Source organism: Cupriavidus sp., assembly GCF_057315035.1.
Genome location: NZ_DBHKYV010000030.1, coordinates 1 through 13,966, shown reverse-complemented (window position 1 = coordinate 13,966; position 13,966 = coordinate 1). Strand labels below are relative to the sequence as shown.

At 64.1% G+C, this 13,966-nt stretch carries 13 protein-coding genes and 1 tRNA gene; 10 read left to right on the top strand and 4 right to left on the bottom strand.

What is annotated here, in order from left to right:
• The first annotated feature begins 4 nt into the window (after positions 1–4).
• The 6 genes from narJ (at position 5) to ACO550_RS27800 (ending at position 6,193) form a co-directional block, all read left to right on the top strand.
• Positions 5–763 carry a nitrate reductase molybdenum cofactor assembly chaperone gene (narJ, locus tag ACO550_RS27825; protein ID WP_485995034.1) on the top strand — a complete coding sequence of 253 codons (759 nt, stop codon included), beginning with the start codon at positions 5–7 and terminating at the stop codon, positions 761–763.
• 19 nt (positions 764–782) lie between these two features.
• Complete coding sequence (gene narI, locus ACO550_RS27820; RefSeq protein WP_315595426.1) at positions 783–1,466, top strand: respiratory nitrate reductase subunit gamma; 684 nt, start codon at positions 783–785, stop codon at positions 1,464–1,466.
• Positions 1,467–1,476: 10 nt separating this feature from the next.
• Positions 1,477–2,145: a carbonic anhydrase gene (locus tag ACO550_RS27815; protein WP_315595425.1), complete on the top strand. Its 669-nt coding sequence runs from the start codon at positions 1,477–1,479 to the stop codon at positions 2,143–2,145.
• A complete protein-coding gene (locus tag ACO550_RS27810; protein WP_315595424.1) occupies positions 2,142–3,350 on the top strand; it encodes a nitronate monooxygenase in 1,209 nt (402 codons plus the stop codon). The genes ACO550_RS27815 and ACO550_RS27810 overlap by 4 nt, the downstream gene beginning before the upstream one ends.
• 150 nt (positions 3,351–3,500) lie before the next feature.
• Positions 3,501–5,537 carry a type IV pili methyl-accepting chemotaxis transducer N-terminal domain-containing protein gene (locus ACO550_RS27805; protein WP_315595423.1) on the top strand — a complete coding sequence of 679 codons (2,037 nt, stop codon included), beginning with the start codon at positions 3,501–3,503 and terminating at the stop codon, positions 5,535–5,537.
• Entirely contained in the window at positions 5,534–6,193 is a 660-nt protein-coding gene (locus ACO550_RS27800) for a response regulator (protein ID WP_315595422.1), read from the top strand. The genes ACO550_RS27805 and ACO550_RS27800 overlap by 4 nt, the downstream gene beginning before the upstream one ends.
• A 12-nt stretch (positions 6,194–6,205) precedes the next feature.
• Here ACO550_RS27800 and rpiA read toward each other — a convergent pair whose 3' ends face one another.
• Entirely contained in the window at positions 6,206–6,892 is a 687-nt protein-coding gene (gene rpiA / locus ACO550_RS27795; RefSeq protein ID WP_315595421.1) for a ribose-5-phosphate isomerase RpiA, read from the bottom strand.
• Between the two features lie 158 nt (positions 6,893–7,050).
• On the opposite strand from rpiA, the gene tal reads away from it, so the two are divergent.
• A complete protein-coding gene (gene tal / locus ACO550_RS27790) occupies positions 7,051–8,007 on the top strand; it encodes a transaldolase (RefSeq protein ID WP_315595420.1) in 957 nt (318 codons plus the stop codon).
• Positions 8,008–8,157: 150 nt separating this feature from the next.
• Here tal and ACO550_RS27785 read toward each other — a convergent pair whose 3' ends face one another.
• The 3 genes from ACO550_RS27785 to rnr are packed head-to-tail and all read right to left on the bottom strand — an operon-like array spanning position 8,158 to position 12,327.
• Positions 8,158–8,901 carry an NAD-dependent protein deacylase gene (locus ACO550_RS27785; RefSeq protein WP_315595419.1) on the bottom strand — a complete coding sequence of 248 codons (744 nt, stop codon included), beginning with the start codon at positions 8,899–8,901 and terminating at the stop codon, positions 8,158–8,160.
• Between the two features lie 2 nt (positions 8,902–8,903).
• Positions 8,904–9,647 carry a 23S rRNA (guanosine(2251)-2'-O)-methyltransferase RlmB gene (gene rlmB / locus ACO550_RS27780; protein WP_315595418.1) on the bottom strand — a complete coding sequence of 248 codons (744 nt, stop codon included), beginning with the start codon at positions 9,645–9,647 and terminating at the stop codon, positions 8,904–8,906.
• A gap of 58 nt (positions 9,648–9,705) precedes the next feature.
• Positions 9,706–12,327, bottom strand: coding sequence for a ribonuclease R (gene rnr, locus ACO550_RS27775; RefSeq protein ID WP_315595417.1), 2,622 nt, complete (start codon positions 12,325–12,327; stop codon positions 9,706–9,708).
• A gap of 69 nt (positions 12,328–12,396) precedes the next feature.
• On the opposite strand from rnr, the gene ACO550_RS27770 reads away from it, so the two are divergent.
• The 3 genes from ACO550_RS27770 to ACO550_RS27760 all read left to right on the top strand — a co-directional run bounded on the left by ACO550_RS27770 (position 12,397) and on the right by ACO550_RS27760 (position 13,898).
• Positions 12,397–12,483 (top strand) — tRNA-Leu (locus ACO550_RS27770).
• 305 nt (positions 12,484–12,788) lie between these two features.
• Positions 12,789–13,223: an Rrf2 family transcriptional regulator gene (locus ACO550_RS27765; RefSeq protein WP_315595416.1), complete on the top strand. Its 435-nt coding sequence runs from the start codon at positions 12,789–12,791 to the stop codon at positions 13,221–13,223.
• A 63-nt stretch (positions 13,224–13,286) separates the two neighbouring features.
• Positions 13,287–13,898, top strand: a complete 612-nt coding sequence (locus ACO550_RS27760; protein WP_315595415.1) for an NAD(P)-dependent oxidoreductase — start codon at positions 13,287–13,289, stop codon at positions 13,896–13,898.
• Positions 13,899–13,966: the final 68 nt, after the last annotated feature.

The following is a 13,966-nucleotide window of genomic DNA, read 5'->3' as shown; positions in this document are numbered from 1 at the left end:
CATCATGACCATACACCGCGTGCTGAGCGCCCTGCTCAGCTATCCCGAGCAACCGCTGCTGGACAGCCTTGCAGACATCGACTGGGCGCTTGCCGAATGGCCACAGGCCCGCGACATGCTTGCACCGCTGCTTGACGTGATGCGGGTTCAGCCGCTGATCACGCTGCAGGAAAACTACGTCGCTACGTTCGATCGCAATCCGGCCCACTCGCTGCATCTGTTCGAGCATGTACACGGCGAAAGCCGCGATCGCGGCCAGGCCATGGTCGACCTGCTGCAGGAGTACCGGCGCGACGGTTTCGAGCTGGTCAGCAGTGAATTGCCGGACTACGTGCCGCTGTTCCTTGAGTACCTGGGCAGCCTGGTGGTGGACGGCCAGGATGAGCGGGCCAGCCAGTTGCTGGGCGACGCCATCCATGTCCTGGCCGCACTTGGCACACGGCTGGCGCGCAACGGCAGTCCCTATGCCACCGCCTTCACCGTACTGCTGACGTTGACCGACACGCAGCCGCAGCCACAGGACGATCCGCCCGTGCGCACCATGGACGAGGCACTGGAAACGTTTGGTCCCGGCGTGGACGGCGTGGAACCGCTGCCGGGAGCCGTCCCGTTTGCCGCGCTGAACTGCGGCAACACCGGTGCGGGTGCGCGCATCGCCACGGTCCAGTTTGTGGCAAAGCCGACGCCAGCCCTCTCCCCCGCCCCTCTCCCGCACGCGGGAGAGGGGCGACAACCGGCGCTTGTCGGCAACGTGTCAGCGTGAATCCAATCAGAGCATCGTCATGAACCTGGTCCATCAATTCCTGTTCGGGATCTATCCCTACATCGCCGCGGCGATCTTCCTGTTTGGCAGCCTGGCGCGCTTCGAGCGCGAACAGTACACGTGGAAGTCAGACAGTTCCCAGGTGCTGTACCGCGGCAACCTGCGCATGGGCAACATCCTTTTCCACGTCGGCATCATCGGTCTGTTTTTTGGCCATCTGGCCGGACTGCTGACACCGGTGGCGGTGTGGGATGCGCTGGGTGTATCCCACAGCTTCAAGCAAGCCGTGGCCATGACCGCCGGCGGCGTGATGGGCTCCATGTGCCTGGCCGGACTGCTGATCCTGCTGCATCGGCGCCTCACCAATGCACGCGTATCCGCGGTCACGCGCACCGGTGACAAGGTGCTGCTGCTGTGGTTGCTGGTCACGCTGCTGCTGGGCCTGTCCACGATCCTTGCATCGGCCAGCCATATGGACGGGCACATGATGCTGCAACTGATGACATGGGCCCAGCATATCGTCACGCTGCGTGGCGACGCGGCCAGCTACATCGCCGACGCCCCGCTGGTGTTCAAGGCGCACCTGTTCATGGGGATCTCGCTGTTCGCGATCTTCCCGTTCACGCGACTGGTACATGTGTGGAGCGGATTTGCGTCGGTGGGCTACCTGGGCCGCGCCTGGCAACTGGTGCGTAGCCGCTAGGTAGTCGAGCATGCATGAGATCGAGCGCCTGCTGCAAGGCTTCGAACGCTTCCAGCAGCACTACTTCGAGGCAGCTCCGGCGCTCTTCGACGCGTTGCGCGCCGGGCAACATCCCCAGACGCTGCTGATCGGATGCAGCGACTCGCGCGTGGATCCGGGCCTGTTGCTCGGCAGCGATCCCGGAGACCTGTTCACGGTGCGCAACGTAGCCAACCTGGTGCCACCGTGCAACGAGACGGAAAGCGGGCGGCTCCATGGTGTGTCCGCGGCGATCCAGTTTGCCGTGGAGCAACTGCAGGTGGCTCGCATCATCGTGATGGGACACAGCGGTTGTGGCGGCATTCGCGCATTGCTGGCACGGCCCGAGCCCGACGGGATGGCCGCGGCACCGGGGCGGGATTTCATTGGCCCCTGGGTACGCATCGCCGCGCCGGCCCGACGCATGGTCGAACAGACGCTGCCCGATGCCAGCCCGGAACAGCGCCAGCATGCCTGCGAACAGGCCGCCATCCTGGTCTCGCTGCGCAACCTCGAGTCGTTCCCGTTCGTGCGCGATGCATGCGAGCGCGGTGCACTCACCCTGCACGGCTGGTATTTCGATCTCGCCGCAGGCGCGCTGCTCGCTTACTCGGAGCGCGCCGACAGCTTCCTGCCACTGGTATGTCCCCTTCCACAATGAACCCACTTCCCTCCCCTCTATCGCCACTGGCCTCGCTGAAAATTGCCGGAAGGCAGTTGTTGCCGATCGTCCAGGGCGGCATGGGCATCGGTATCTCGGCCCATCGGCTGGCCGGTACCGTTGCTGCCCACAACGGCATGGGCACGATCGCCAGCATCGACTTGCGTCATCATCACGCCGACCTCATGGCAAGTACGCGCGGGTCACGCGACAAGGCACACATCGAGGCTGCCAACCGCGTGGCGCTCGACCGCGAAGTCCAGGCGGCCCGCAAGCTGTCGGCAGGTCGCGGCATGGTTGCGGTCAACGTGATGAAGGCCGTGGGCTCGCATGCCCAGTTGGTCCGGCAGGCCTGCGAGAGCGGCGCGGACGCGATCGTGATGGGCGCCGGCCTGCCGCTGGACCTGCCCGACCTGGCGGCCGAACATCCGAAGGTGGCGTTGATACCCATCCTGTCGGAGACGCGTGGCATCGGACTGGTGCTGCGCCGCTGGATGAAAAAGGGCCGTTTGCCCGACGCCATCGTGATCGAACATCCCGCCCATGCCGGCGGCCACCTGGGGGCCGCGACGATCGAGGATCTCGGCGCGGACCGCTTTTCGTTCTCGCGCGTGCTCGATGAGTGCCGCGAACTGTTCCATTCGCTGGGCCTCGCCTGGGAAAGCATTCCGCTGATCCTGGCCGGCGGCATCAACTCGCACGACAAGGTACGGCACTGGATTGACCGCGGTGCCTCGGGCGTGCAACTCGGTACCGCGTTTGCCGTGACCGAGGAATGCGATGCCCACCCCGCGTTCAAGCAGGTGCTGGCAACCGCCACGCCAGAAACGCTGCGCGAATTCACGAGCGTGGCCGGCCTGCCGGCACGCGCGGTGCTTACGCCGTGGCTGGCGCGCTACCTGTCAGGCGAAAGTCGCCTGCAGCGACGTGCCAAGGCGCGCGACTGCCTGGAGGGCTTCGATTGCCTGCAGTCCTGCGGCTTGCGCGACGGGATCGCCAAGATCGGACAATTCTGCATCGACCTCAAGCTCGCACAGGCCGTGCGCGGCGACGTGGAGCGCGGCCTGTTCTTCCGGGGCAAGGGCAAGCTGCCGTTCGGCGAGGCGATCCGGCCGGTAGCCGACCTGATGCATTACCTGCTTACCGGGGAGAAACCCGCAGAATTGCCCGCGGAACCGACGTTGCCGTCCGGCGCAGCGGCATAGGCGCATAGGCGCATGCCGAAACGGAAATCATGTCGTAGATTTCATATTGTTTGATCTGGAGCAGGATCCGCCACCGATCGGAGGCGGAAAATTCCGACGAGGTTGAGCCCGCCCCCCGGTTAAGCCCGCCCCTCGCGCCAGCCTGTTCCAATGTCAGACCCTGCCCACTCCGAGACCCATACCACCTCTGGCACGCAACACCCGCTGCCGGACACCGGCCACGTTCCCGAAACGGTGCGCCTGACGCCGCCGCGCCATCGGCTTTCCACGCGCATCATCCTGCTGTCGCTGGCATCGTTGATGGCCGTGCTGGCCATGATCACCGGCACGCTTTACCTGTCCTGGAAACTCGAAGGCGCCGGCGCCGCCATCAACGACGCCGGCAGCCTGCGCATGCGCGCGAGCCGGGTCGCGCTCGAACTGTCGCTGGCGGCATCGGGCAAGCCCAATGCGCTGGCCGCACAGGTGGAGGCGCTCGATGACACGCTGGCGCAGTTGCGCCGCGGCAACCCGGCACGGCCGCTGTTCCTGCCCGATGAACCGGCCATTTCCGCGCAGCTCGATGCCGTGCTCATCGACTGGACGCAACGGCTCAAGCCGATGGCACTGTCCGGGAATCCCGACCGCTATATCGAAGCCTTGCCGGGCTTTGTCGACCAGGCCGACCGGCTGGTCGGGCAGATCGAACACAATAGTGCGCGCAAGACCGATGTACTGCGCCTGTCCCAGGTAGGCCTTGCCGTGATGGCTTGCGTGGGTACCGTGGCCGTGATCTACCTGCTCTATCTCTGGATCATCCTGCCGGTGCTACACCTTCAGGATGGCCTGCGGCGCATGGCCGCGCGTGAGTTCTCATTGCGGCTGCCAGTGGAAACCCGCGACGAGTTCGGCACGCTCAACGCCGGGTTCAATCGCATGGCGGCCGAATTGCAGGATCTCTATCACGACCTCGCGGCGCGCGTGAACAGCAAGACCGCCGAACTGGCGCGCCAGAACCGCGACCTGGAGGCGCTCTATGAAATGGCCGCATTCCTGAACCACACCGGCGATGCCGATGCGCTGGCGCGCGGCTTCCTGGAACGTGTGATGCAGCGGTTCGGTGCCGACGGCGGCACGGTGCGCATGTTCGATGCGCGGCAGCGCAAGCTTCATCGCCTGGCTTCGGTGGGACTGTCGAACACGCTGGCCGATCACAACCACTGCGCCGATATCGACGCCTGCCACTGCGGCCATGCCACCCATGCCGGCGTCGTGGCGATTGCCGACCTGCGCCGTGCCGCGCGCGGCCCGCTACCCAACCATTCCGAATCGCCGTGCCGGCGCGAAGGTTTCCTGTCGATGGCCGCCTTCCGGCTCGATACACAGCGCGGGCAGGTAGGCAGCTTCACAATGCATTTCCGTGCGCCACGCGAGTTGCCAGCGTCAGATCGGCAGTTGCTGGAGGCCCTGGCGCAGTTGCTGGCCACCGCGCTCGAACATGGGCGCCTGTCGGCCAGCGCACGCCAACTGGCGGTCGTGGAGGAACGCAACCTCGTGGCCCAGGGCCTGCATGACAGCATTGCGCAGGGCCTGAACTTCCTGAATCTGCAGGTCCAGTTGCTGGACGATGCCGTGGCACGCGACGCGCATGCGGAGGTCAGCGAGATCATTCCGCTGCTGCGGCACGGCGTGGAAGAAAGTTATCAGGACGTGCGCGAACTGCTGCACAACTTCCGTTCACGGTTGACTACCGGCGACCTGCGCCCTGCCGTGGAAGAAACGGTGGCACGCTTCCGGCGCCAGTGCCGCACCGAGGCCACGCTGGCGATGGACGATCCGGGCCTGCCGCTGCAGCCCGAGCACCAGTTGCAGGTGCTGTTCATCCTGCAGGAGGCGCTGTCGAACGTGCGCAAACATGCCATGGCCGAACACGTGTCCATCACGCTGCAGCACGGCCGCGTCTTCCGCCTCGTGGTCCAGGACGACGGCGATGGCTTCGACGCCGACCGGCTCGAGATTCCCGACACCAGTCATGTGGGCCTGCACATCATGCGCGAGCGCGCGGCACGCCTGGGCGCCGAGCTTGCTATCGACACCCGCCCCGGCCTTGGCGTACGCATCGAACTGACCCTGCCGCGCGGCAACGACACATCGACGCCGGACATTTCGTCCGCGCAGCCGCAACAGCTTGAGGAGCTGGCTTCATGACCATCCGTATCCTGCTGGTCGACGACCACACACTGTTCCGCTCGGGGATTCGCGCATTACTGCAACGGCAATCCGATTTCGAGATCGTCGACGAAGCTGCCGATGGCGTGGAAGGTATCAAGCGTGCCAAACAGCATCGGCCCGACGTGATTTTGCTCGACCTGAACATGCCCGGACTGTCCGGACTCGAGGCATTGCAGTTGCTGGTGGAAGACCTGCCAGACAGCGCAGTCATTGTGCTGACCGTGTCGGAGGAAGCTGAGGAACTGGCCACCGCGCTACGCAACGGCGCGCGGGGCTATCTGCTCAAGAATATCGAGACCGAGGCATTGACCAGCGCCATCCGCCGCGCCGCGGCTGGCGAACCGGTGATCTCGGAAAGCATGACGGCCAAGCTCGTGCAGCAATTCCGCGCGCCGTCACCGGTAGGCGCACCACGGAATGGGGCGACTGCGGGGCCCACCCCGCTCACCGCGCGCGAACGCGAGATCGTTCAAGGGCTGGTACGGGGGGAAAGCAACAAGGAGATCGCGCGCGAGCTGGGCGTGGCGGAAAGCACGGTCAAGATCCACGTTCAGAACATCCTGAAGAAACTCAGCCTCGCCAGCCGCGTACAGGTAGCCGTCTATGCGGTCGAGCATGGACTGACCGCGTAGACAGCTTAATACTTAGTAGTCAGTACGCTGGACGCCGTTCTCGGTACCGAGCAGCAGCACATTCGCGCCACGCAGTGCGAACAGGCCCACCGTCACCACGCCGGGCAACTGGTTGATGCGCTGCTCGAATGCCTTCGGATCTTCGATCTTCAGGCCGACCACGTCAAGAATCACATTGCCGTTGTCGGTCTTGAAGATGCCGCCTTCCTTGGTCATGCGCAGGCGCGGCTGGCCACCGAGTGCGGCCAGTTGGCGCGCCACGGCCGCGCGTGCCATCGGGATCACCTCGACCGGCAGCGGAAACGCACCCATGACCGGCACCAGCTTGCTGCCGTCGGCGATGCAGACAAAGGTCTGTGCCACCGAAGCCACGATCTTCTCGCGCGTCAGCGCGCCGCCACCGCCCTTGATCATCGCGCCCGAGGCATCGATTTCATCGGCGCCATCGACATAGACGGGAATATTGTCGACCTCGTTGAGATCGAGCACCGTGAAGCCATGCTGTTGCAGCCGACGCGTGGAGGCTTCGGAGCTCGACACGGCGCCGGAAAAGCGCTCCTTGAATGCCGCGACGGCATCGATAAAGAGATTGGCGGTGGAGCCAGTGCCGACGCCAAGAACCGCCCCTTCGGGCACTTCCTGCTTCACATAGTCAGCGGCGGCTTGCGCCACCAGCGCCTTGAGTTCATCCTGAGTCATGACAGCAGACGGAAAGCGTTGGGGAAAACGCGTAGTGTAGCGGATCGCGCCCAGCCGCCGATGAATCTTGCCGCAACGGTTGCCGCATCTCGCCACGCCGCTACAATGGTCCATTCCCGGCGTACGCTCCGCCTGTTCACTCCTGACGGATCCTGATCATGAATGCGCTCGAACAACTGAAACAGTTCACCACGGTGGTTGCCGATACCGGCGACTTCCAGCTGATGAAGCAGTACACCCCGCAGGACGCGACCACCAACCCGTCGCTGATCCTCAAGGCCGTGCAGAAGCCCGAGTACCGGCCACTGCTGGAACAGGCCACACGCGACCATCACGGCAATGCCGGCATGGATGCCGTCATGGACCAACTGCTGATTGCGTTCGGCTGCGAAATCCTGGCCATCGTGCCGGGTCGCGTCTCGACGGAAGTGGATGCTCGCCTGTCGTTCGATACCCAGGCGACCGTCGACAAGGCACGCCACCTGATCGGTCTCTATGAACAACGCGGCGTGGCGCGCGAACGCGTGCTGATCAAGATTGCGTCGACGTGGGAAGGCATCAAGGCGGCGGAGATCCTGCAACGCGAGAATATCCGCTGCAACATGACGCTGCTGTTCTCGCTGGTACAGGCCGTGGCCTGCGCCGAGGCCGGTGCCCAGCTGATCTCGCCGTTCGTGGGCCGGATCCTGGACTGGTACAAGAAGCAGGCCGGCGACAAATGGGACAACGACGCCAATGCCGGCGACAACGATCCCGGCGTACGCTCGGTGCGCCAGATCTACGATTACTACAAGAAGTTTGGCCACGCGACCGAGGTCATGGGCGCCAGCTTCCGTGGCACGGGCCAGATCCTGTCTCTGGCGGGCTGCGACCTGCTGACGATCAGCCCCGACCTGCTCGAGCAACTGGCGGCCAGCGAGGCTACGGTGGAACGCAAGCTGTCGGTGGAGCAGGCCCAGGCCGGCAATATCGCACGCATCGCTGCCGATGAGGCGGCGTTCCGCTGGCAACTCAATGAGGATGCGATGGCCACCGAGAAACTGTCGGAAGGCATCCGCCTGTTCGCGGCCGATGCAGTGAAGCTGGAAAAGCTGGTGGGAGAACTGGCGGGGTAATAAGTGGTAGTCGCTCCCCTCTTCCCATGCAATGGGAGAGGGGCCGGGGGAGAGGGCTAGCGGCTCACGCTGAGACAAGTCGCAATTTGAACCTCAATGCCCTCTCCCCCGCCCCTCTCCCGCTCGCGGGAGAGGGGAGAAAACCATATGTCAATCTACATCCTGCGGCCACAGCATCGGCAGGCACTCGCCGGCTGGTGCGGGCAGTATCAGATCCGCTGTGTCATCGAGCACCGATGGCTGCGGATTGACGACGATCACGCGTGCGCCGTGCTCCTTGGCCAGACCGGGGAGTGCCGCGGCCGGATACACCAGCCCCGACGTTCCCACCACCAGGCACAGATCGCAATGTTGCGCGGCATGATCGGCGCGAAAGCGCGCCACGCGCGGCAGGTCTTCGCCAAACCACACCACGCCAGGACGCATCATCGCGCCGCATAACGCGCAATGCGGCGGTTCTCCCGGTATCGCCGGCACCGTATCGCAGCGTCCGCATCCGTCGAGCCATTTGTTGGCGAACAGATTGCCGTGCAGTTCCACCACGTGCGCACTGCCGGCCTGCTGGTGCAGGCCGTCAATGTTCTGCGTGATCAGCGTCATCGTCTTCTGCCGCGCCAGCGCCGCCAGCGCGTAGTGCGCCGGATTCGGCTGCGCGGCGGACACCAGCGCGCGGCGGTGCTGGTACCACTGCCACACCAGCGCCGGCTGGCGTCGGTAGGCTTCCTCGGTAGCCAGCTCCTCGGGATCGAAGCGCGCCCAGAGCCCGGTCAGCGCATCGCGGAACGTGGGAACCCCCGATTCCGCGGAAATCCCCGCGCCGGTCAGGACAAAGAGATTCTGCGCGCCTGCGATCCAGGCACGTGCCTGCTCCAGATCCGACGCGTCGACGACCATGGTCAGCGTGGCGCGCGGCGCTGGCGCACCGCTTCATACAGGCACACGCCGCTGGCCACCGAAACGTTCAGGCTTTCCACGCCACCGGCCATCGGAATCGATACCAGGTCATCGCAGGTTTCGCGCGTCAGGCGGCGCATGCCCTCGCCTTCCGCACCCATCACGATCGCGGTCGGGCCCTTCAGGTCCACGTCATACAACGCCTTGTCGGTACCATCGGCGGTGCCGATGACCCACACGCCACGCTCCTGCAATTCGCGCAGCGTGCGCGCGAGGTTCGTCACGGTGATATAGGGCACGGTTTCGGCTGCGCCGCTGGCCACCTTGGCCACGGTCGTGTTCAGGCCGACGCTGCGGTCCTTCGGCGCGATCACGGCATGCGCGCCGGCACCGTCTGCCACACGCAGGCATGCGCCGAGGTTATGCGGATCGGTAACACCATCGAGCACGAGCAACAACGGCGTGCCTTCGATACCGTCGAGCAGTTCGTCGAGATTGAGGGCGAGCGAGACATCGTCGGCGCGCGCCACCACACCCTGGTGGCGATCGGTACCTGCCATGCCGCGCAGGCGGTCGGCATCGACCGGATGCAGCGTCACACCAAGACTCTCCGCCAGGCGGATAAAGTCCTGCATGCGCCGATCCTTGCGGTTCGCTTCGATGTAGATATCGGACACGCTCTGCGCGTTCTGGCGCAGGCGTGCGTTGACGGCGTGAAAGCCGATCAGGAGTTTGTGTTTGGCCATGGCGCGCATTGTACCCGCCATGGCCTCACTCAAACGCGGCTTTTGCGGCCGCGCGCGCCTAGCGCTTGCGCGCCGGGCGGCTGCTCTTGCCGGCGGGCTTCGCCGCCCGCTTGGGAGCAGGCTTCTTGGCCGCTTTCAGATGCGACGGCTTCGGCTTGGCAGCCCGCTTGGCGGACTTGCCGGCAGGTGCCTTGCGCCCCGGATGCGGCGCATGACCCACATGCGCATCGCGCGGCTTGAGCGGCGTAATCACCGCCTCGAACACCGGCTGCTCCTCGATCACGCGGTCGAGCGTTTCGTCGAACGACTCCTCGGGCTTCGAGGTACCGCCGAGCAGCGCCGCCAGTTGACGCCCCTTCTTGCGCGCAGGCACCGCATGGGCAGCCGGCACGCGCGGCTGTTCAGGTACCCCGGCACGCGCGCGCAGCGTCTTGGCCGAAGGTTCCTGCACCAGGCGGAAGTCGATCTTGCGTGCATCGAGATCGACGCGCGATACCTGCACCCGCACGCGGTCGGTCAACCGGTAGCGAATACCGGTACGCTCGCCGCGCAGTTCGTTGCGCGCCTCGTCGTACTGGAAGTAATCGCTGCCGAGTTCGGTCACGTGGACCAGCCCTTCGACATAGAGCTCGTCAAGCTGCACGAAGATGCCGAACGACGTGACCGCGCTGACCGTGCCGGCGAAATCGCTGCCGAGCTTGTCGCGCATGAAGTAGCACTTGAGCCATGCTTCCACATCGCGCGAGGCCTCGTCTGCGCGGCGTTCGTTGGCCGAGCAATGCAGGCCCAGTTCATCCCAGACGCCCTCGTTGCGCTTGGCACGCGCCGCGGCGCTTACCGCGCGCTTCTCGGCATCGGCGGCCTGCATGCGGCGCGCCTTCGGCGAGATCTGCGTATTGAGCTGGGTGCCCGGGATAAAGGCCGGCTGGTACTTGGTATGGGCCAGGATCGCCTTGATCGAACGATGCACGAGCAAGTCCGGATAGCGGCGAATCGGGCTGGTGAAATGCGCGTAGGCCTCGTAGGCCAGACCAAAGTGGCCGATATTGTCCGGGCTGTAGACCGCCTGCTGCATCGAACGCAGCAACATGGTCTGCAGCATCGGGGCATCGGGACGCGACTTGATCTTGTCCATCACCTCGGCATAGTCCGACGCCTGCGGCTTGTCGCCACCGCCCAGGGACAGCCCGGAAGTCTTGAGGAACTCGCGCAGGTTCTTGAGCTTTTCCTCGCTCGGGCCCGCATGGATTCGATACAGCGCCGGATGCTTGAAGCGTTCGAGGAAATCGGCTGCGCAGACGTTGGCCGTCAGCATGCATTCCTCGATCAGGCGGTGCGCGTCGTTACGCGTGCGCGGCAGGATCTGTTCGATCTTGCCCTGCGCGTTGCAGACGATATAGGTCTCGGTGGTATCGAAATCGATCGCACCACGCTCGCGGCGCGCCTTGAGCAGGACCTGGAACAGCTCGTACAGGTTCTGCAGATGCGGCACCAGATCCGCACGCTTATGCGCCTCGGGACCCTTGGTGTTCGACAGCACGGCCCAGACCTCGTTGTAGGTCAGGCGCGCCTTCGAGTGCATCACGGCCGGATAGAACTGGTAGCCCTTGAGCTCGCCCTTGGCGGTGATCACCGCATCGCAGACCATGCACAGGCGGTCGACATGCGGATTGAGCGAACACAACCCGTTCGACAGTTTTTCCGGCAGCATCGGAATCACGCGGCGCGGAAAATAGACCGAGGTCGCGCGATCGAGCGCATCGCCATCGAGCGGTGTGCCGGGGCGCACGTAATGCGACACGTCGGCAATTGCCACGATCAGGCGCCAGCCCTTGGCACGGCCGATCTTGACCGGCTCGCAGTAAACCGCATCGTCGAAGTCGCGCGCGTCTTCGCCATCGATCGTGACCAGCGGCACATCGCGCAGGTCGATACGATGATCGAGGTCGGCCTGGCGCACTTCGTCGGGCAGCGCCTGGGCTTCCTTGGCCGCGGCGGGCGAAAACTCGTGCGGCACGCCGTACTTGCGCACGGCGATCTCGATTTCCATGCCCGGATCATCGATGTCGCCCAGCACTTCCACCACGCGGCCCACGGGCTGCACATAGCGGTCGGGCCATTCGATCAACTCGACGCTGACCACCTGCCCCACGCGTGCCTTGCCTTGCGCCTTGGGCGGGATCAGGATGTCCTGACCAATGCGCTTGTCTTCCGGCGCCACCACCAGCACGCCGTTCTCGGACAGCAGGCGGCCAATCACAAAGCGGTTGGCACGCTCGACGATCTCGACGATCTGCCCTTCCGGTCGGCCGCGGCGGTCGTAGCCCATCACGCGCACCTGGGCGCGGTCGTTGTGCATGGCCTTCTGCAGTTCGCGCTCGGGCAGGAAGATGTCATCCTCGCCGTCGTCGCGAATCAGGAAGCCAAAACCATCGCGGTGACCCTGCACACGGCCGGTCACGAAATTCGGTTGATGGGCCAGCTCGTAGCGGCCCTTGCGGTTGAGTTCGATCTGGCCGTCGCGTTCCATCGCGGCAAGCCGTTTCTGAAAACCGTCATGCTCCTTGCGCGTGACGGCCAGGGCCTTGGCGATATCGCCGGCCGACAGGGGCGACCCCGAAGTTCTCAGTACGCCGAGGATTTCTTCCCGGCTAGGGATCGGATAGTTGTTCTGATTCAATTTTTCTCGAAACTGTTTGACAATCGTTTTACGGTCGCTATAATGGCCGCTTCGGTTGTTTCGACACCTGCCCAGGTGGCGGAATTGGTAGACGCACTAGGTTCAGGTCCTAGCGGTGGCAACACTGTGGAGGTTCGAGTCCTCTCCTGGGCACCAAGATTTAGCGAGAAACCCGCAACGCAAGTTGCGGGTTTTTTGTTTTGTGTCGCTAAATCCTTCAAATCTCGTTCCCCTCTGCCTTGTTCATTCTTTCTACTGCCTGAAACCACGAATGGCCGTGAATGAGTGTATCAGTTTCAGTGCCGATTCCGGCATTATCTCGCCATCTTCGCAACGCCGATCGCAAAAAATACATCAGCATCGCCATTCAGTTCGCAGCATGCGCGCAGGTTGATGCCGGTTGAGGCGGGTTGACGTTTCGGTGATCTGTAACTATGATAGTTTCATATTGAGATTTCCGCATGAGCACCAGTAGCCGGTTTGCCGTCGCCGTTCACATCCTTACCCTGCTCGCGCAGGCCGAGGGACCGGTGCCGTCATCACTGATCGCAGGCAGCGTGGGCACCAATCCCGCATTGATTCGCCGCATGATTGGCGCGCTGACCGAGGCTGGATTCGTGACCACCACGATGGGCAGCACTGGCGGCGCAATGCTGGCGCAGCCGGCCGCCAACATCACGCTGCTCGACGTGTTCCGCGCCACCGAGACCACGGCGCTGATCACGCTGCACCAAAGCGCACCGAATCCGGCGTGCATGGTGGGCCGCGAGATCACCGGCGCACTGCAGACGGTAGCCGATCGCGCCCAGGCGGCCATGGATGCTTCGCTCGCGGAAATCACGATTGCCAGCATGCTCAACGAGGTCGAACACGCAGCACGGCGCCGCAAGCGCTGATTTTTTTATCCCGATATGTAACCACGGTGGTTTCATATTCGAACTTATGCAAAGGAATCAACCATGAAGATCGCCATCATTGGTGCCACCGGCAACGTAGGCACCCGCCTGACCGATGAAGCCCTGCGTCGCGGCCATTCAGTGACCGCCCTTGCCCGCCAGGCTTCCAAGCTCCCGGCACGCGACGGCGTGACCCCGCACGATGTCGACGCCGCGAACACCGAAGCACTGGCCCAGGCACTGCGCGGCAGCGACATCGTCATCAGCACGGTGCGTTTCCTGCAGACCAGCGCCGCGCAGATCGTGGGCGCGGTCAAGGCCGCCGGCGTCAAGCGTCTGCTCGTGGTGGGTGGCGCGGGCAGCCTGTACGTGGCACCGGGAGTGCAACTGGTCGATACGCCGAGTTTTCCTGAGGCCTACAAGGCCGAAGCCTCCGCAGGCCGCGATTTCCTGAACGCACTGCGCGGTGAAGCCCAACTCGACTGGACTTTCCTGTCGCCATCGGCACTCTTCACACCCGGCGAGCGCACGGGCAAGTTCCGACTCGGACTCGACGAGCTACTTACCGCCGCGGACGGCAAGAGCTGGATTTCGATGGAGGACTATGCGATTGCAATGCTCGACGAAATCGAGCAGCCGAAGCACACGCGTGAGCGGTTTACGGTGGGGTATTGAAGCTTACGTAGTACTCTGTGGTGGTCTAATTTCCTCAGACAGGTCGATAGGTGGAAAATCACGATCGA